This window comes from Acidobacteriota bacterium, from assembly GCA_016208495.1.
GTDB lineage: Bacteria > Acidobacteriota > Blastocatellia > Chloracidobacteriales > Chloracidobacteriaceae > JACQXX01.
Genome location: JACQXX010000120.1, coordinates 32,594 through 52,022, shown reverse-complemented (window position 1 = coordinate 52,022; position 19,429 = coordinate 32,594). Strand labels below are relative to the sequence as shown.

General features: G+C 48.1%; 14 protein-coding genes. 1 reads left to right on the top strand and 13 read right to left on the bottom strand.

Annotation, left to right across the window (positions count from 1 at the left end; all coding sequences use genetic code 11):
* Positions 1-123 precede the first annotated feature (123 nt).
* Positions 124-429 (top strand): WG repeat-containing protein, encoded by a 306-nt coding sequence (locus HY774_25325; GenBank protein MBI4751819.1) that lies wholly within the window; start codon positions 124-126, stop codon positions 427-429.
* Between the two features lie 3 nt (positions 430-432).
* On the opposite strand, the gene HY774_25320 is transcribed toward HY774_25325, so the two are convergent.
* The 13 genes from HY774_25320 to HY774_25260 all read right to left on the bottom strand — a co-directional run bounded on the left by HY774_25320 (position 433) and on the right by HY774_25260 (position 19,427).
* A complete protein-coding gene (locus HY774_25320) occupies positions 433-1,968 on the bottom strand; it encodes a hypothetical protein (GenBank protein MBI4751818.1) in 1,536 nt (511 codons plus the stop codon).
* Positions 1,969-2,108: 140 nt separating this feature from the next.
* Positions 2,109-5,240 (bottom strand): hypothetical protein, encoded by a 3,132-nt coding sequence (locus HY774_25315; GenBank protein ID MBI4751817.1) that lies wholly within the window; start codon positions 5,238-5,240, stop codon positions 2,109-2,111.
* A 585-nt stretch (positions 5,241-5,825) separates the two neighbouring features.
* Positions 5,826-6,626, bottom strand: a complete 801-nt coding sequence (locus HY774_25310; GenBank protein MBI4751816.1) for a hypothetical protein — start codon at positions 6,624-6,626, stop codon at positions 5,826-5,828.
* 425 nt (positions 6,627-7,051) lie between these two features.
* Positions 7,052-7,666 (bottom strand): hypothetical protein, encoded by a 615-nt coding sequence (locus tag HY774_25305; GenBank protein ID MBI4751815.1) that lies wholly within the window; start codon positions 7,664-7,666, stop codon positions 7,052-7,054.
* Positions 7,667-7,731: 65 nt separating this feature from the next.
* Positions 7,732-8,337 carry a hypothetical protein gene (locus HY774_25300; GenBank protein ID MBI4751814.1) on the bottom strand — a complete coding sequence of 202 codons (606 nt, stop codon included), beginning with the start codon at positions 8,335-8,337 and terminating at the stop codon, positions 7,732-7,734.
* 30 nt (positions 8,338-8,367) lie between these two features.
* On the bottom strand, positions 8,368-9,084 hold the full coding sequence (locus tag HY774_25295; GenBank protein MBI4751813.1) for a hypothetical protein: 717 nt from the start codon (positions 9,082-9,084) through the stop codon (positions 8,368-8,370).
* Positions 9,085-9,146: 62 nt separating this feature from the next.
* The gene (locus tag HY774_25290; GenBank protein MBI4751812.1) at positions 9,147-9,773 is read right to left on the bottom strand and encodes a hypothetical protein; all 627 of its coding nucleotides are present in this window, start codon (positions 9,771-9,773) and stop codon (positions 9,147-9,149) included.
* 37 nt (positions 9,774-9,810) lie between these two features.
* Positions 9,811-10,416, bottom strand: coding sequence for a hypothetical protein (locus tag HY774_25285; protein MBI4751811.1), 606 nt, complete (start codon positions 10,414-10,416; stop codon positions 9,811-9,813).
* 62 nt (positions 10,417-10,478) lie between these two features.
* Positions 10,479-11,084 carry a hypothetical protein gene (locus HY774_25280; GenBank protein MBI4751810.1) on the bottom strand — a complete coding sequence of 202 codons (606 nt, stop codon included), beginning with the start codon at positions 11,082-11,084 and terminating at the stop codon, positions 10,479-10,481.
* Positions 11,085-11,146: 62 nt separating this feature from the next.
* Positions 11,147-11,755 carry a hypothetical protein gene (locus HY774_25275; GenBank protein ID MBI4751809.1) on the bottom strand — a complete coding sequence of 203 codons (609 nt, stop codon included), beginning with the start codon at positions 11,753-11,755 and terminating at the stop codon, positions 11,147-11,149.
* 37 nt (positions 11,756-11,792) lie between these two features.
* Positions 11,793-13,979, bottom strand: coding sequence for a hypothetical protein (locus tag HY774_25270; GenBank protein MBI4751808.1), 2,187 nt, complete (start codon positions 13,977-13,979; stop codon positions 11,793-11,795).
* The gene (locus HY774_25265) at positions 13,963-16,452 is read right to left on the bottom strand and encodes a hypothetical protein (protein MBI4751807.1); all 2,490 of its coding nucleotides are present in this window, start codon (positions 16,450-16,452) and stop codon (positions 13,963-13,965) included. The genes HY774_25270 and HY774_25265 overlap by 17 nt, the downstream gene beginning before the upstream one ends.
* 1,016 nt (positions 16,453-17,468) lie before the next feature.
* Positions 17,469-19,427 carry a sigma 54-interacting transcriptional regulator gene (locus HY774_25260; protein MBI4751806.1) on the bottom strand — a complete coding sequence of 653 codons (1,959 nt, stop codon included), beginning with the start codon at positions 19,425-19,427 and terminating at the stop codon, positions 17,469-17,471.
* Positions 19,428-19,429: the final 2 nt, after the last annotated feature.

The following is a 19,429-nucleotide window of genomic DNA, read 5'->3' as shown; positions in this document are numbered from 1 at the left end:
GTACTGGATGCCTCGATCATTCTTTTTTCGGAAGTTGCCCTCAAAGGCGTGGTTTTGAGAAACTATCGAAAAAACCCACTCCGCTGTATTTTCAATAAGTTACAGAAGAAACCTGCTGCTTAAATTGGTAAAACACGAGAATATGGATTTATTGATAAAACCGGTAAGGTTGTAATTCCGGCTGTCTTTGACGAAGCGTTTCCATTTTCCGAAGGGTTTGCCTACGTCACGGTCGGTCTTGAAAGCTATTTTATTGATAAAAAAGGAAAGAAAGCGATTGTTCCTGAGAAGGAACCTCGCAGCAACGGCTACTTTTCCAGATTTCGCCACGGACTGGCGGCTGACGACGTTGGGTACATTGACACCACTGGCAAGTATGTCTGGAAATGCCCTCCGGGTGTAATGTGCAGATTGGAATCTGAAGAGTGACAATCAGGTGGCTCCATTCAAAAAGGCGTCAAAGACCGCCTCGTGTGACAGCACATTCCAGCACGAAAGGTGGGCCAGCAGTTCAACCTGTTCGGGCGTTAAATCAATGATGTGCGGCAGGTTTTCACCAAAGGTTTTGTAGTGCGGAAACCGTTCGAATTTTGAAGTTTTCAGCAGTTCCCGGACCTGGGATGTCAATCTGGCTTCCCAGGTCGGGACACGGTTGTTGTACACCCACAGGACATCAACTTCCCACCCGCCCGGCACACCATAAAACGCATTTTCAAGTACCTGATAGCGATCCTGGAACATCACCGGTCCACCGGCTGATTGGGCTGCAAGCAGACCATCAACCAGTTTTTGGAATCCCACCTCAGGAAAGACATGGTTGAGTGTAAAGTCTCCGGCCCGAGCAAACAGCGGCGGCAGTGACGTATTGATGGAAAGCGAGCCGTTAGATCGTTTTTCAAGTCGGTCACGCGTGTTGACAAAGCAGACAATCCGCTCAACTTTGCGCTTGAGCAACGCAATCAATCCCAGGTTCTCCAGAAAACCACCATCTCCAAATGGGTAGCTTTTCTCCAAATTGGCGCGTGGCATATCCGCCGGAGGCCAGTAACGGAACTCTGGAAAACCAATCCAATCCAACCCCATTTCGTTCAAAACTCTGGCTGGGGCAGCGCCACTGGTTCCAATCACGTCACTGAGCGTCAACCAGTGTGCTTTTCCACCAAGTTTGCACGTAAAAGTCATTCCAGGGCCGCCTTGATCACCTGGAGATTCAGAATCAAAGGCAAATGGTTCGACATAGCCACCACCAATGTTCAAGCCATTGATTCCCTGCCCCTGATGCAGGGTTGAAATACCGGCATACAGTGGTGTGAACTCAAAATGATAGTTTGAATCTTTCTCGCTTTCTTCAAACAAGGTTCCGCCAACAATCCAGAATGGCCGATTTGATTTCTGGAGATAGAAATCTTCGTCGCGCATTTTTGGATTCGTCTGGCGAATACCGCTTCGGGTCGTGGCTGAATAGGTGAAAAACTTTTCAACCGAGCCAATGCCGAACGGGTCCAGAAATATTTTCCCCAGTGCTCGGGAAAAGGCTTCAAATCCACCCAGATTAAACAATGCATCGAGAAACGAACGGACAATCTCAGAATTGGCAATCGTGTGGGATAAACTTCCGGGCGGTGCTGAAACCAGGTTTGACAGGGTAATGTTCTGCGGCTCAATGACTGGTCCTAAAAACAATTCATCCGAGTAATTTTCAGGCAGATACAGAAACGGAATACTTGCCCAGGAACCGCCTGAAACACAGGACAGGTATCGGATGCCTGAAATCAATCCGAGTGCATTGAGTGCTCGAAGCTGACCGAGCGTCGCCGAAGCTGAGCGCGTTCCTCCGCCTGAAAAGGTCACCCCAACATTTTTTCGGCCTGAGACTTCTGGGATCTGCCGTTCAGGAAGGACCAGTGGACCAGTTGTTTTCCAAATCTCTGTATTCACACGGCTTAACCGGGTATCAAACAACGACATAGCGCCTCCTTTTCCAGGTAAGGGGACAGGTTGAGTTATACCAATTTGGGCTAAGGGTATCGGGCTAAGGGCTAAGGGAAATACAATACTTTCAATATTTTAGCCTTCCCATAGTATGAGGGCTTCCTTCCAAAATGGTATTAGCCTTCGATGTGAATCAGGCGTTCGGCCAGGGCCAGCTCTTCAGATGTGGGGTTTTCTCCGGCAGCGATTTGTTCGGCGGTGATGGTGGCGTTTCGATTCAAAAACGACAGGCTCAACAGAGCATTTGGTCGTGGTGGATTGGGGAGATCCGCCAGGACTGCGGCGGCTTCGATAAAAATGAGGCTCTGAAGCGCATTGATTTCGATGCCGCCATACGCTTTGCCAACGTTGGAGTGAAAGGTTTCAACGACTTTCACCCCAAACTTTGCCAGGCTTTCGATGGCGTCTTCAGGTTTCTGGTCAGCGTCGTTTTTGAAGCTGGCTAACTCAATCGCGGCATTGATGGCGCCAAAAACAATTGTTTCTTCAAAGTGCAGCAATTGCCTGAGAAACTCGGCGCCAATCCCCGAAGTCGCCTGTAATTGTAACACTTCAGCCTGCTTCGGGTCATAAAACTCAGCATCATCCTTGAGTTTGTCAAACTTCTGGAGCATTGGCTTGACCACGGCCAGGCGTTTTTTCAATTGTTCAGTTGTGGTTGGATGCTGAACCACCGGGCTCGTACTTTTCCGCCAATCCCAGTAGTTTTTGTCATTCGTTGCAATGGGCGGCATCGAGGCAAACACCAGCAGGGTCTGGGTTGGAACTTTGGTTTCATAGCGTTTGGGATCCATCAAAAAGTAAAACGCCAGGACTTCTTTGACTTTGCGCTGCAATCGGATGGAGAGCCGTTCATAGAGAGGATCGTTTTTGTCGGGTCTGGTATTGAGCCAGGCAGTAACCAGGTTTCCGGGGAGCGAGACTTCCAGATGAATCAGTGTATCGCCCACAATACCAGGGCCATTGTCCAGTTGTTTTTCCAACAGGTCATCAACCACACTCACCCATTCTGGAAAATCAGCTTTTCCTTCAACGCCAAACGCCCTGGGAAAGTATGCCTCAATCCAGGGCTCCAGCAGACGTTCGAAATCCACCCGCTTCATATCTTTGACAAACTGGCGGTAATTGTAGCCATACCTGGCAGACGTTTGAGAATGTCGAACGAGTTGACCACCCGTCGAAGCGAGGCTCAACCCAACGGTCAGGCTGCTTTGGCGAACCGCATGGGCATTGATTCTGGCTGTTTTTTGATTTGTTGCATCCAGGGTATACAGCAACAACCGACCATTCGCTTCATCCACTGCATTCAGGCTGGCCAGCGATTTGGAAAGGTTGGTGGTTCGGCTTGAAAAATACGGGAGCGATACCTCAACAAATGAACTGCGGGTAATTTCGTGAGTCAACACGCCTTTGCGCAACCGGACTCCGGGCTTTGGATTCAACACTATTTCAGTGAAATCTCCGGCAATCGCTTTGTGGAGCCATTGACGAAGCAGAGCCGGGTCACCAGCCCCAAAATCAAATTCAACATCAATGAGTGCCGTTCGGGTTGTGCTCCGCTGCACAACGGCCTGGATGTTAAAATCATAGCTCTGGCGAAGTGTGTTGAGGGTTTTGGTGTAAAGCTCTTCCTGCTTGCTCAATAAAAATTCAATCGTTTTCTGAATATCGCCAAGTTTTCCAAACACCTGATCGAGTTTGACACCGAGAAACTCAGCCAGTTTTCCTTTGAGGAACAGGTCCAGATTGTCAAAGTCAGCCTTTGTACTGATCTCTTTCAACTTTCCAAGGTCAATTTTGAGTGTATCTTCAATAAATTTTTGAACCAGTTGGAAAATACCACCCAGGAGCCGGTTCGTTTCCCCTCCACCAAACACTCGGACTGTCGCCCGAGCAAGTTGCTGAAGTGCTGGGATGTTATCAAGCACCGTCAAAATGCCGTCGGTGCCAAAAGCACTGAGCCACTGGCCAATCGGCGTATCCAGAAAATCAACCCGTTCGAGCCAGGCGGCCAATTCACGTTGAATGGCTTCTTCGTTCCCTTCAGACAAAGCAGCCAGAAAGTGTTGAAATTCGCCCAGGCGTGAGTCGGATCCCTTCTTTGGTTCATCTCGGGCAATTTTCCAGATGACAGTGGCAACCGGGTGCGGCAGAATTTGCCAGGCTTCGAGGAATTCCAGTAAGTTCCCGCGGGCATCCGTCACAGTATCAAGGCCAGTGAGCCGGGTTAATAACGTCCGGGCATATTCATCAACCTGGTCGCCAAGCAATTCGGTTAATCTATGACCTGGATTTGTCCATTCTTCCAGTCCTTTGAGCACCTGTTCCGCCTGGACGCCAAACACTGCCGCAATCAAATCATCCGCGGATTTCGGCAATTCAAATCTGGGCTCAACGCGTGCCCCGGCATTAAAGGCAAAATCCCAGCCGCGCATTTTGAGCTTGTATACCCGGACCTGAATTTTTTGATCGGTTGCGTCCAGGGATTCGCGGCTGACCACAATGGCAAACTGTCCACTGGCTGAAAACCCAAGCACCACCCCCACGCCAAGCTGCAGCCGGAGTCCAATATCCCCGGTTAATCCGCCCAGTTGGGCTTCACGAACCCAGTTGAAATCAAAGCCGAATTGAGCCCCAACGTTGAGCCCCAGTGAGCCGTCAACGGCTGAAATGAGCCAGGTGCCAGGCTCTAAATCTGTTTCTGACTGAACACTTTTAGGAAGTTTCCAGCTATTGACCGTTCCGGTAAAGGCAGTGCGGATTCCGGTTTGAAATGGAAAGCGCCGGAGCACCGCAAACGTTCGCTCAAAGTGCCCATCACCGCCAAAAGAGACCGTTCCATACCCAAGCCCGACGCTGGCGTCAAATGAAGCATTGACGTCATATCCCCATCGCAACAATGAATAGTAATGAGTCGCCGCTGAAGGTAATGAAAATCCAGCGAGTGATTTTTCATCGAGCGCAAGAGCGTTGATAACATTTGGGCTGTTCCAGTAAATCCCCATTCCAGCTCCCGCCGAAGCCCCAGCCTTAAAAGTCACCATTCCCTTGTCACCGGCAAACTGAATATCTGATCCGCCGGACGTACTGACCGAGATATAACCGAGTTCGATTTGCCGGTCTGGCGGGGTGTCATTGCGAAAAGCCAGCAGAAGGGTTGGCTCCTGATTGATTCCAATCTCAATCCCCAGGGCGCTGTTTCCCTCCAGCAAAGGCCGATTTTTTTCAAATAGAATCAATTCGGTCATAAGTCTTCCTTGATGCGACTGGCACACGTGTAACTGAAAATCTTTAAGAGACTGTTTGGAAATTCAGTGTTTGAACCTGCGAAGCGGGTGGAAGGCTCGTAGCCCAGGGTGAGTCTTCGAACCCTGGGGCCACGTGCCGTTCCGAAGTGAGCCTCCGAAGGAGGCGCCGGCAGTCTTCGATTCTGGTTGCCGACACCCGCTGCGCGGGTTTGAACCAGGCGAAATTCGGTTCCCCGGACTCCGCTGCGCTCCATCCGGGGCTACGAGCCGGCCACCCGCTTCGCGGGCTCAAGAACGAGTTTCTTTCTGTTTCTACCGGATTTTGTGTTGGAGACGAATCAAAAGAACCAATGAGTCAGTACCACCCGCGTGAGTGGGTGGGTCTGTTTGCTTTCCAACCCAACCCGCTCACGCAGGTGGTACTGACAAGCCCTTTATTTCCAACACCGGCCTGACCTAACACAAAATCCGGTAGAAGCAGTTTTCTTTCAAATCAATGCCTTATGGAAATTCCAGGAATTTCCAAACAGTCTCTAAGGAACTTCCAAAGAATAAACTTGAAGAACTTCTGACTCCTGACGGGTATTATTGAATGATATGCCCCGGCAGCGAATGATCAAACTCGTCGTCGGCATCAGGTATGCCATCACCATCTGAATCAATGGCAAACTCCGTTGGAAAGGCTTCCCGGAGTTTGGTATCGAGCGCCGCGTATACTTCAGCCGGAGTGGTAAAGGCAATCCCAACCGTACTGAGGGCGGCTTTTGAACGATTGCCAAGGTCGCCATCAATCGCCCCCGGATCAAAGCCGAGTCGGATGAGCGCCGCCTGGATTTTGGCCTCGGTTTGTTTGGATTTGAACCGGTCCACTTGAACATCAATCGCCAAAATACCACTCACGGCCATCGCCGTATAGGGTTTCATATTGGACGCTTTTCCCGTCGAATAATACTGATACACCCGGTCGTGGCTGCCCCGGCAATCAAAGTGCCAGGCTTCGCTTTTGCTGGCGTTGGGCGTTGAGATAATAGGGACGAGTCCCGAGTGGCTGGCAATCTCCCAAAACGTGGAGAGCTTCATATTGAGCGCGTCCAGATCCAGGTCCAGCGCGCGCCCGGCTTCGTGCATACTTCCACCCGGTGGAGGGCTAAAGGCTGACTTCTTACCTTTCACATAATCCAGATGCGAGCCAAGCTGCATTTCATAACTGCGAAAAAGGTCTGACAGGTAGAGGTTCCCTCCCGCCTGTTCAACCTCCTTTTCGGTAGCCCGGATGGCAGCCAGCATATCAGGGGCACATTTGGCCATGCGAGCCGGAAGCGGTACCCGGATTCCGTTTTTCTTGTAAATCGAAGGGATTTGAATTGGAACAAGCGGCGTAGACATACATCCCCCTTGAATTGGAAACAGAATTTACCCACAAGTTGTTGTTCCGCGCGACGTCGGTTGAGGTGAAGTGACACCTCAACCGGAGACTCTCCGCAGGTAGATACGTTGTAGAAAAATGACGAGAGAAAGTCGAATATATTGGGATGGCCAAAAACGCCGGCAAGTATACCGGACAAAAAAAATTGAGCAAGGAAAATTTAGAAAAAATTCAGATTTATTTCAAATTGAGCTTCATTCCGCCTCTTCCTGCGGATCTTTTAAAGCAAATTCAACAGTACTCTTTTGGTCTTATGGATGTATAAGTTTTTCAGTCGTTTAGTCATATTTGAAAACAAGGCGATCATTTGAGAATGACCCTGGTATCAAGCTCAACGATTCCTTATTTCGCGTTCCAATCCACCACTTCGAAGCAGGATATCAAGTTAATTCTGAAAATCCAGGCTGCCGGTCGAATGAGTTGAGGGTACGGGCCTGGAAACCGTCATTTTGCTGCCGATGTTTCCCTGGACAAACGCATCAAACCGGGCGAATGCGGCTTCTCCGAAAGCAGTCCGAAGCTGGTCCCGGAAACGCAAAATCGTGGCGTCCCGGTCTTTCTGCAATTGCAGCAATTCCGGAGGTGGAGGTGGAAGCGTCTTCCCTTGTGGAACCTGCCCGTTTGGGAATTGGGCCCTGAAACTGGCAATGATGGTTTTGGCTCGGGCGTCGAGGGAGTTTACCTGTCGGGTGCAGTCTACGGCGGTTTTGAGCAGAACGGCGTTTTGGGCGTCGGTCAGTCCGGCAAGATTGCGGTAAACGGCGCGGTACTTGTCGGCATTGGCCGGAGACTCAACCGCTTTGGCTTCCAGCGCCGCTACCTGCCGAAAGAGTTGAAAATACACCGCTTGCGAGGGAATCGTTTGGGTCTGTTTTTTGGATGCTGTTTGCCTTTGCTGTATCGAGGAAGCTTCGCAGACTGTGACCAACCTGGGAATTGTACTATCAATGAAGGTTAGACCGATCATTGTAACAAAAATAAGACCTGTATTTCCGCGCATAGGGTCCTCTCATGAAGAAGTTAACTGATTGAGAAAAGCGTACTTCCCTGATTTCTCCTGACCAGTCATCGTGGTGCAGTCAGTTTTGGGTCGGCTTCGATCAAGGCAAACACGTGCCCGGCAAATAGCTTGCTGATTTCCACACGGGCATCAAACCGTTGTTTTTGCTTTTCTTGTTGACTCAATTCGGGAGCGTCATCTGGTTTCTTCGAGGTATCATCCGGGTCTTTCCAGGGTTCCTTAAAACTGACGTTGATAAAGACCAGTACATTGTCCTTTCTGACATAGGTGTAGCGATCATCCGCCGTAAACGCCTGGTCTCCGAAATCAAGCAGGTAGGTGGCTGCTTTTCCAGCCTGTCCCCAGTAAATACTAAATTGTTCTTCAGCCCGATATTTGTCTTTATACACACAGACATGAACCGAAACATAATGGTATTCGGAGCTATAGGCTTGCCCGACACAGTATTCAACACCCTTATCCTTCCGATCATCCCAGGAATGAAGCAAATAGAGTCGTTCCAGGTCATGAATGCGGTTGGCGAGTCGGCATCCCAAGACCTGAATTGGGTTGTTTGGATCTGCTGGAGCCAACTCTGCCTGGGCAAACGCGGGAGCGCTTCCCAACAGCCACAGGACTGCTATCCATCCAACTATGCGAAACCTGATCATGATTTTTCCTCCGTTTCGTGCTCAAAAAGTTCAGAGTTCCGCCTTCAGGCGGGTTTGGAATTCGAAATTTGGATTGAAAGGCACTGGAACCGCCTGAAGGCGGGACTCTTGACCTTTTCCTGACGGTTGAAGTTGGTTCCAAGCCGATTGTTCTTCAAAAAAACCGACAATGTGCCGGGCAAACCGTTTGGCAATCTCTAGCCGGGTTGAGGAATTTGGATTCCGATTGACTGGCTCTTCATCAGACTGGTTGGCTTCTGTAGTTTGTCCAGGTTGAGAGTCTTTGTTTTGTGTTTGCTGACTTTGGGTGTCTTGATCTCGGGGTCTCACATAGATAAAAGCAAGGACATTTCCCTTTCTCACATAAATCGTTCCATTAAACCAGCCGTGGGCTTTATCTCCAATTTCTGCCAATCGCATTCCTACCGCAGCATTTGACCCATAAAAGGCTTGTTTAAATTCTTCGGCAGCGGCAGCTTCGCTTTTATAAAGGTTGATATCAATAACAATAAAATATTTCTCTGATTGATAGGTTTGATTGATAAATCCCGATTCAATTCCTTCTGAACCTCGATGAAAACCCGTTAGATATCGCTCTTCTTTACTATGGATATAACGAGCAAGATCATCAGAAAGCAAATCTAATTTTTTTTGTGAGTAAACCTTAGGTGGTTCTTGAGCCAAACAAGGTTGCAGGCAGGTTCCAATCATCATTATCAACCAAATCAACCATTTGTAATTCTTCATAACTCACCTCTCGTGTAAAACTTCCAGATTCAAAATCAGAGTCACCATCATTTCTAGTCTCTCTACTGTGCTTGCTCCTCAAAGAAAGCTAGTATGTGTCTGACGAAATCTTTTGCTAAGTCACGCAAAATTGGGCGGGTTAGATCTTGTTTTTTCATACTATGCGAATCTTTGTTTTTTTCGGAGGAACTAAGGTCCTTTAGTATCTTTGTCTCGTCTATTTCAAGGTTCTTTTGGAAAGAGTCAGAAGGATATATATATACAAGGATAAGTAAATTCCCTTTCCTGACATATACCGGCCCTGTCCACCAACCATAAGCTTCATCTCCCAAATCAGCTAAACGCATTCCCTGTACACCATTAGCGCCAAGGATCGCCATCTTCAACCCATCCCTTGCTTGCTCTTGATTCAAACAGAAAGAGATATCACATCTAACATCAAACTGTTCAGAATGATAGACGTGGATTATCTCACCGGACTGTGAGTCAGTATCAAAAATAATATTTTTTGATCTTAGTTGATACCCCTCTTCTTGGGCTTTTATCTTTATTAACAATTGGTCTGAAAGAACCTGCAGATGTTGATGTGAGCCAACGTTGATCAGGTCTTGCGTTAAACCGAGTTGTAGACAACAAATAGGCCAAAGAAACATAAATAGTATTGAGATCAACAATTTGGAGTTTTCCATAGCTCACCTTATTCGGTCCCCATCATTTCCAACGTTTCTATTGGGCTTGTTCTTCAAAGAAACCGACGATGTGCCGGGCAAACCGTTTGGCGATTTCAAGTTCTGTCGAAGTATTAGGATTTCGATTGACTGGCTCTTCATCAAACTGGTTGGTTTCTGCAGGTTGTCCAGGGTTGGGGGGGACTTGTGCTTGCTGTCCCTGATTGCCTTGATCCCGTGGTCTCACATAGATAAAAGCAAGGACATTTCCCTTTCTCACATAAATCGTTCCATTAAACCAGCCATGGGCTTTATCTCCGATTTCAGCTAACCGCATTCCAACAGCGCCATCAGATCGTGGAAATAAGTGTTTAAACCCTTCTATTGCAACTAATTGATCTTTACAAATTTCTATATCAATTAATATAGAATACTTCTTTGATTGATATGCATGGTTGATAAAGCTCGATTCAATCCCTTTTGAAGCTCGCTGGTAAGTTGGTAAATACCTCCTTTCTTGATTTTGAATATGTATAACTAGCTGCTTTGAGTATTGAGTCAACTGATCTTGTGAATTAATTTTGATCAGCTCTTGAGCTAAGCAAGTCTGGGACCGAACAAGGGCTATAATCAGTATCAAAATCAAATACTTATAGTTACCCATAACTCACCTCTCGTGTAAAACTTCCAGATTCCAAATCAGAGTCACTTTCATTTCCAGCCTTTCTATTGGGCTTGTTCTTCAAAGAAACCGACGATATGCCGGGCAAACCGCTTGGCAATCTCTAGCCGGGTTGAGGAATTTGGATTCCGATTGACTGGCTCTTCATCAGACTGGTTGGCTTCTGTAGTTTGCCCTGACTGGTTTTCGTTTTGCTGTACCTCTTTGCCCGTATCAGGTTGTTGATCAATATAAATCAATGCCAGGACGTTTCCTTTTCTGACATAAAGCGTCCCATCAAACCACCCGTGGGCTTTATCTCCTATGTCTGCCAATCGCATTCCTACCGCACCATCAGATCGTGGAAACAACTCCTTAAATCCTTTTATAGCAGCCTCTTGATTTTCACAAATCAAAATGTTCGCTGTAACCAAATATTGTTTTGATTGATAAATTTGCCTTAACGAACTAATTGATCCGGAATCCGCCCAACCCCGTTTATACATGATCAAATACCGACCTTCTAAACTCTGAACGTAGGTGGCAAGTTGATTAGATATCAGATTCAAATGCTCTTGTGAATGAACTTTGACCCGTTCTTGGGCTAAGCAAGGCTGGAACCAAACAAGGACTATAATCAGTATCAAAATCAAAGGTTTGTAGTTACCCATAACTCACCTCTCGTGTAAAACTTCCAGATTCCAAATCAGAGTCACTATCATTTTCAGCCTCTCTACTGGGCTTGTTCTTCAAAAAAACCGACGATGTGCCGGGCAAACCGTTTGGCGATTTCAAGTTCTGTCGAAGTATTAGGGTTTCGATTTATTGGTTCTTCTTGAGAGTTCGGCTGGTTTACTCCAGCACTTTGTTCAGCTTGGTTTTGATGTTGTTGCTCATCTTTACTTAGTCGGGGGTTGACGTAGATAAGCACCAAAACATTTCCTTTTCTGACATAGAGTGTCCCATCAAACCACCCGTGAGCCTTATCCCCAATCTCTGCCAATCGCATTCCTACCGCCCCATTTGACCCAAGTCGCTTAAATCTCTCTTCAGCAACTTCTTGACTTTCACAGATTCGAATATTGGCGATTACCGAATATTTTTCTGATTTATAGATTTGCCTCATATAAGAGTACCCAGCACCTTCTGAGGTTCTCTTATGAGAAACAACATAATTTTGCTCTTTGCTCTGAATAAAAACAGCGAGGTGGTCCGATTGTGCCTCTAACTGTTTCAAAGAAGAAAGTTTTATTGGTTCTTGAACCAAATGAGATCGAATTCCAACCAGATGTAGGATGACAGTTAACGCTGGAAATAGAATTACCCATTTGTAGTTATTCATAATTCACCTCACTACTTTGTTAGTTACTGTTCTCAATTCAGTCTGGACGGACTACAACCTCTATAGTTTTTCCTTCTCCAAAGGATTGGATTCCCTGGCGGTTATCAAAAAGCAGAAATTGTAAACCATGTATTCCTGGATCAGATGGTGCTTTTAGCTTGTATACGCTGGTGAAAGATTCTTTGGGAGGTAATGGAATAGCCAGATCAAATCCTTCTGGAACTCCCCAACTTTGATTCAATGATTCTGATGGTTTTAACTTTACAATTGACCCTTGAGGTAATGTGATTGAACCAGTATTGGTAATTGTGATTTTAATTAAAAACTCAGCGTTTGCTTTTACTGGAGCTTTCAATGTCTCTGGTATGATCGTTGCATTTTCACCATGATCACACGTTGATTGGTCAACCCCCAGGGGGCGTCCAGGTGGTTTGGTTGATTCAACCTTATTCGCCCCTTGCAAGAAGTTGCCTCTTTCATCAACGCATTCACCAAAACTAAACTGTGCATATTTGAAAAAGAGTGAATGATTTCCATAGGAGGGATCATATACCCCCGGAATACCATTCACAGCAACAACCGCGTAGTAAATAAAGTGGGGATTGGTCTCAACCTGATCATTTGACGGCCTGATGACCTGAAATGAGCGTACCTGCTTCCCTCCATCTGGAGTATCAGGGTCCTTGATATAGACAAAAGAATAATATCCTTGCTGGTTGCCGCTCCAGTAATATTTGGTTGTTGCGCCGATCCCAATGCTTTTCAAAAGACCTGTCAAAAAGACAGCATGATTTGATGACCCTCCCAACAAGGAACTTGATGAATCGTCAGTTATTTCTAGAGGGTGGTCTAATTCTTCCTGATCAGCTAGTTGAAGAGATATTTTCGCCCCGATACCTTTAGTGACGCGATTTGCAATCTCAACCGGGTTGTTGACCGGTTGGTCACCAGGACTATCTTCGCCATTGATTCCTCCGGCCACTAACCCACACCCCCACTCTAATGCTCTGTCAAATAGATAGTTTTTTACCAAACCAGTTCCCAACGGGTCAAAAAACGGATTGGCAATCGGATTGGTGAAGGTCCAGTAAATGGTGTGCGGCCCGGTGGTGGATTGGGTTACTCCGGCTGGGCCACTGAGTGGCGTCCAAATGTCAGTTCCATTCGCCTTTTCATATGAAGCCTGCCAGACCAGGGTATATCGTCCAACTTTGACACCCTGACCTGAGGTCTCCAACTTCGTCCGATCTAAAACAAGGCGGGGGGTTATAAAATCTGAGGCAGACAACATCCCATCCTGTGGCGGACACAATCCCACACCCGTCTGTTCCTGGGCAACCACTCTAAATTTGACTGGAATCGTTTCAGTGAGTGCCTGGAAGATATCAATCGGCACTACGCTGATATTGGCAAAAACCCGTACCTCCTGGTTTGGGTCTTTCGCCAGATTTTGGAAATTGTAAGCGGCTTTTGAATTCGGATTTTCTGGTTTATCCCGATTCCAGTTGACGGTGACGCCGTTGTTGACAATCGCTGGATTCCCAGGCATTTCCCAGGAATAGAGCTGGTGGCCTCCAACAAAACCAACTGAGTCAACAATATATTGAAAAACCGTAAACTGGTTGTCATCCAACAGCGGGTCTTCTCCAGGCGACCCATCTCCAGACCCGGAAGTTTTCTCTCTGGCTTCCAATATCACATCATAGGTGTCTGAACTCACCTTCACACCTTCCAATTTCACTTTGATTTGCTGATTTCCCTGAAAGGTGATCAATTTTGAGGTTGGTCCATTTCCAGTGACTGGAGTTCCGTCAGTGTGAAAAACAGCCCCTCCAGCGGTGGCGCCAAGCGACTTGATGATCAATTCAACCGTCAGAGCCTGACCCGGCGTTAACGCCTGACTTTCAACGGTAACCGTCGTCACACCACCGAGTGGAACAATTTCAAAGAAATTTATTTTGACGGTTGGTGCAATGACCTGGAACGGCCATTGAAGCGGATACTCATCAACATCAAGCAATACTTTATAAGGAGTGACCGGAGTACTCAGCGGGGCGAACATATCCACAATGAACTTCACCTTCAAGGTACGACCTCCTGGCCCAATCATCGGTGAGCCCTGAATTTTCACTTTGTCGGTCGGGTTTCCATCCGGCCCGAGAAAAGCAAACTGAATTCGGGTTGGGTCAGTTCCAAAACATTGGCCTTCAAACTGAACATCCACAGAGTTTCCAGGTGCAAACGCTATAGACCTGGTCGCTTTGCATCTCCGAGAAGTTGAATTCATCGTCATATCTGAAATCGTTCGGTGGTGTAACGATCACCGTGTAGAACATGTCCAGGCAATGGTGCGATTTGAGCGTGTAGGTTGACCCTTGTTCGGCAGGCAAAAAGCCAAAGTACGCAAAGTGCAAATCGGACTTGTTGATCAGGGTCGCTCCGGTCTGGTCTTTGACGTTCACCGACACAATCGGGTCATAATAGAGTTGCGCCAGATAGAGCGCGTCCGTCGCCGAAAACACCAGCAGTTGTTCGACTCCGGGAATGTAGAGCAGTTGCGAAAAGCCGAAGGTCGCGGCTTCAGGTGGGTTGACCGTGACGGTAATCGTCTGGCTGTCGGCAACGCCGTTTGTGTTGCGCACCCGAACCCAAAAACTCGTCGTCGTCGTCAACTGGTCCGTCTGGTAGGTCCGGCTCGTGGCACCGACAATCGGGACATCGGTCAATCCGGCAAAACCGGCATACCATTGATAGGTCAACGAACCCGTTCCAGCCGCGAAGACTTCAAGCCTGGCCGTCTCGGCATACTCAATGGTCGTGTTTTGGGATTGGGTGAGAATTCTTGGCGCGCTCCCAGCAGGCCGAATTTCAAACGGCACCGTGTTGCTCACCTGACCATTCGCTTTGCGAACCTGAATCTGACGGAAACCAACCGGAGCATTTGCGGCAATGGCAAACCGGGCGACGAGTTCTTCACTTGACCGCACTGTCAGTTCTGAAACCGTGATGCCGCCGCCGTCCAAAATTTCAATTGTTGGTGAACCTCCCAGGTTTGTCCCTTTCAAGCTCACCCAGAACGACGTCCCAGCAGCGCCTTTGTTTGGGTCAATTGAAGTGATGACCGGCGCCGGTTGACCATCGTTGTCGGTGATGACGACGGTTGCCAGGAAATTCTCTCCGATTTCCGAATTTCCAAGCCAATCAATGATTTCCACGGTAAAGGACTCGGGCGGTTCGGCGTTGGTGTCGTCCGTGATTGGAATCAGAATTTGTTTGCTCCCGGTTTCGCCGTCGGCAAACGTGACGCCGGTCGTGATTTCGGTGAAGTCTTCGGGCACGGTTGCCGTTCCCGGATGCGTCGTGAACTCGACAAACAGCTCTCCGCATCCGCCATCCGTGCGGGTAATTTCAATCGTGGCGACTCCGGCGTTTTCTTCGACCGTGTATTCAGCGGCTGAAAACTCAAACACGCCCGGCCCGGCAACTTCTGGAACAACGGCCTGTCCGCCATCGCCTTCAAACCCAGCAACCCCCGGCGTTCCAGCATAAAGAGTGACAATTCCCGTGGTCAGATTGATTCGCCGGACACACTCGTTCCCAGTATCAGACACATAGAGATAACCATTATGCACCCTCAACGCACTTGGAGGCGTGTTGTACGGAAACCTGAATCCGGCATTGATCGCCGGGCCACCATCCCCGCTGTAGCTTTCGGTTCCATTTCCGGCGAATAATGTTACTTCCCCAGTTGACGAAACCCGATAGATTTGGGGTGACATAACCCCGCCGTCTCTATAAGCATTGAATGTAAAGTAGTCGCCTGACATTGGGTCAAACGCAACATCATAGGGAAAAATAAGGTTTACTTCGACATCGGTGAATTCACCGGATGGAGTCGCTGCCTTCCTTAATTTAAACTGCTGTGAATTTACTTCATCCTGGACGAACCCGGCTAAATTCGTCCCGTCATACATCATCCCCCAGGCATACCCGCTAAACGGCACAACACTTGATATGATTCCGTTTGAAACAACCCGGATTCCCGTTCCGATTTCCGTGAAATAGAGATCATTTCCAGCAAATGACAATCCAGCGGGATAATACAGGTGAGCATCGAGGGCGGGCCCACCATTGCCGGCATTGCCATCGCTTCCGTTGACGTAATTTCCAGCAAACCGGTTGATGATTCCGGTTTCCAAATCAATCACCCGAATGGCGTCCCCCTCCTGTTGACCTCCAGCGGAATCGGTCAATCCTGAAAAATAGAGCTGGTTGTTATGCACCTCCATATCCGTCAACAGATAGGTGCCGTAAACCGAAGCTTCCACGGCTGGTCCGCCATCTCCCGTGTGACCGTTTTCACCAGTTCCGGCAACCGTCGAAAGAAGGCCATCTGGAGTGATTTTCCGAATTCGGTAGTTGAAGGCGTCCGCCACATACAGATTCCCGGCTGAATCAAACGCCAGACACCGTGGGGCATTCAACAATGGCCGTTCGCACGGCAGCGGATTGGATTGTTTGAGGTGAGCTTTGATTGGGAAGCTCGATGACGTGGTTGATTTCCCGCCAGCCTGTCCAGCTTGAGCCTGGGTTTGATTGACAAGCCGGAAGGACAATCCCAACCCGCTCCCAATCACAGTCAGGCACAATAAAATACCCAACCAGCCAATTCGACTTTGACTCAACCGTATCACCATGCAGCGGCGCTCCCCGTGTAGTTCGGGCAATTGATCGGTGTTCCTCCAACCACCGGTTGGAGTCTTCAAAAAACGCAATTCCCCAGAAATGATAGATTCAGATAAGTTGTTTGATTGAATGAAGTACATTTTACACGCAGTTGCGGTGCGGATAAAGCTTAACATTTCAATTCCGGCTGTCAAGCAAAACTATTTTCCAAATCCGGTGCAAATGTGTTATTTGGGTGAGATAAACTGCCTTGCTTGTCAAGGGTTGGTTTTGGGGTTACGCCCTGATAGGGTACAGTCTTGTCACAAATTGGGCGGCGCTACTCCCAATCGGGAAGATGAATTTCCCTACAATTTTTTGTCCTGAAGCCTGCGTGCCAAACCTGATCATTTTTATTCTTCCTTTTACTTTCTTATATTTATACGTTTCTTGAGGTTTTTTTAGAGAGCTTGCCCAGAGCCTAATAGAGGATTATAGTCGGTGCTACACCCATGACATCCAACTAGCTTCGATTAACCCAGACGTTCTGCGGTTGAAACAGGCAATTCAACTGTTGGCAGTCAAGTTCTTGTGATTGTAGGTGTCAGTCTTCCTTCACAGGAGGTTGCCCGTAGTGCATCCTCGTGGCCAGATGTCGTTCATCAGTTGTGATAGACCGCTCAGCCACGTCAAACCGAAAAATCGCCTGTGATGAACAGGTACAGGAGGTGACCATCACCCCGAATAATCATTCATCAATGATAAGATTTTAAGGAACTATCTGATTGTGCTTGTACTTTCTCTGAGATCGCAAAATTGCTCAGTGCCCCGGACGAAGCGTGGCGCCTCATCCGGGGATTTTTTATACCAGTTCGTAGTCAGTAGTCAGTAGTTCGCTAAGTTCATCTGCTTGAATTATTTGACTACTCTCTAATATGATCAGTTCATGGCAAAATGGTATAACATAGTCGCGTTGAACTGTACCCAATTCGAAAACCCCGAACCCCGAACCCCGAACCCCGAACCCCGAACCCCGAACCCGGTTTTCTCACAATTTCCCACTATGGCGGGTTAACTGATCCTTGATATTCAGGTTGCGAATTAACCGATGTAGATAATTTGGATGGATCCCGAGTAATTTGCCGGCTTCAGTATAATTTCCCCTGGCATCAACCATGGCTTTGATAATCAGCTTTCGCTTAAATTCCGAAACCGCATCGTGATAGCCATCCGGACCCTCTCCAGGGTCGGCACTCTGGACCGATTCAATGATATTTTCCGGCAGATCTTCAGCTAGAATGACGTCAGAGTTAGTCATCACCACGGCTCGTTCGATGGCATTTTGGAGTTCACGAACGTTTCCCGGCCATTCATATCCGAGGAGTCGCTGGCTGGCTTCAGGTGAAATGCGGTTGACCCGCCAGTTGATGGCCCGACTGTATTTGGCGGTAAAGTAGTTGGCCAATACCAAAATATCTTCCTGGCGTTCGCGCAGCGGCGGCATGGTGAGCGAAATGACATTGAGCCGATAATACAAATCCTGACGGAATGTGCCCTGGGTCACGGCTTCTTCCAGTTGACGGTTGGTGGCGACCACAATTCGAACATCTACTTTGAGGGTGTTGACACCGCCGACCCGTTCAAATTCTCGTTCCTGTAAGAATCGCAATAATTTCGCCTGAAGTCCCGGCCCAAGTTCTCCGATTTCATCAAGAAACAGCGTGCCGCCGTCGGCAATCTCAAACTTCCCTTTTTTGAGCGCGATGGCACCGGTAAAAGCACCTTTCTCATGGCCAAATAAATCACTTTCGAGCAAATGCTCACTGAGCACCGCACAATTGATCGCGATAAACGGTTTGGTTGAGCGGGGACTATTCAAATGGATTGCCCGGGCAGCTAATTCTTTTCCGGTTCCACTTTCCCCAAAAATCAAAATGGTTGACGGTGTTGGCGCAATTTTGGCAATCCGTTGAAACACCGCCTGCATTTTTGGGCTTTCACCGACCATACTGTGCGAAAACATCACATCTGCCTGCAGTCGCTGATTTTCCTGAATCAATGACTCAACCTGCTGGGCTTTATCTATCGCCATACCGCCAATGCTGGCAAGTGCGGTAATGAGTTGTAACTGCTCCAGGTGAAAACTGGCATCTGGCTGAAAACTATCGAGGTACAGCACCCCCAAAAGTCGGTCAAAGGCAATGACCGGCACGCCGAGTACCGCCTTGACCTCGGTATGAACCAGACTCTGAGCCTGATGGAGATGTTCTTCCGCTTTGACATCCGAAATCACCAGCCCTTGTCGTTTATCCAGAATTTGTCGAATCACGGTCTGGCTCACATTGATCGTCTGGGCTGGAGCAACCTCACCCTTTTCCTGGGCAAAGGCTGTTTCAAGTTCACTGGTTCGCGAGTTTACAAGCAAAAGTATGCCTCGCTGGGCTGGAACAATCTCAAAAGCAGCTCCGACAATTCGCTGATATAGCTTTGGCAAGCTTTGGGAGGCAATCAACGACTGGCTGAATTTCAACAATGTCTGCAGGTTGTGTGCCAGTTGCTGATTCTGGACCAGGTTGGTCAGCTCACGGTCCAGGTTCAAATAGACAGCTTCCTTGGGGTTGAGCCAAATCGGGGCTTTGGTGGCAATCTGGCTGTCATCCAGTTGGACGGATGGTGAATTGGGATGTTGCTCGTGCTGGTCGGTACAAACAAAAAGCAGGAATGATTCTCCGACCCCAATCCAGTCACCGTGTTTCAGAATTTGTTTTTTGATTGGGCAGCCGTTGACATAGGTGCCGTTGATGCTGCCGCCGTCTTCAATGGCAAATTGCCGTGAATCAATGCGCGTCAGCGAACAATGCTTTCGGGAAAGCAACGGATCAGCAATACAAATCTGATTGGCCGTTCCGCGACCTAAGAATGTCTGCTCATCTGAAAGCTGAATGGTTGCCCCTCGCAAAGGTCCGGTTACAGCAATCAACTGTGGATACCATATCGTCTCAGTCATAC

Bases quoted from the DNA above. Each gene is read 5' to 3' on its own strand.
- HY774_25300 (MBI4751814.1), bottom strand. From the start codon at position 8,337: ATGATCAGGTTTCGCATAGTTGGATGGATAGCAGTCCTGTGGCTGTTG.
- HY774_25275 (MBI4751809.1), bottom strand. From the start codon at position 11,755: ATGAATAACTACAAATGGGTAATTCTATTTCCAGCGTTAACTGTCATC.
- HY774_25295 (MBI4751813.1), bottom strand. From the start codon at position 9,084: ATGAAGAATTACAAATGGTTGATTTGGTTGATAATGATGATTGGAACC.
- HY774_25265 (MBI4751807.1), bottom strand. From the start codon at position 16,452: ATGGTGATACGGTTGAGTCAAAGTCGAATTGGCTGGTTGGGTATTTTA.
- HY774_25285 (MBI4751811.1), bottom strand. From the start codon at position 10,416: ATGGGTAACTATAAGTATTTGATTTTGATACTGATTATAGCCCTTGTT.
- HY774_25260 (MBI4751806.1), bottom strand. From the start codon at position 19,427: ATGACTGAGACGATATGGTATCCACAGTTGATTGCTGTAACCGGACCT.
- HY774_25280 (MBI4751810.1), bottom strand. From the start codon at position 11,084: ATGGGTAACTACAAACCTTTGATTTTGATACTGATTATAGTCCTTGTT.
- HY774_25290 (MBI4751812.1), bottom strand. From the start codon at position 9,773: ATGGAAAACTCCAAATTGTTGATCTCAATACTATTTATGTTTCTTTGG.
- HY774_25320 (MBI4751818.1), bottom strand. From the start codon at position 1,968: ATGTCGTTGTTTGATACCCGGTTAAGCCGTGTGAATACAGAGATTTGG.
- HY774_25315 (MBI4751817.1), bottom strand. From the start codon at position 5,240: ATGACCGAATTGATTCTATTTGAAAAAAATCGGCCTTTGCTGGAGGGA.
- HY774_25305 (MBI4751815.1), bottom strand. From the start codon at position 7,666: ATGCGCGGAAATACAGGTCTTATTTTTGTTACAATGATCGGTCTAACC.
- HY774_25310 (MBI4751816.1), bottom strand. From the start codon at position 6,626: ATGTCTACGCCGCTTGTTCCAATTCAAATCCCTTCGATTTACAAGAAA.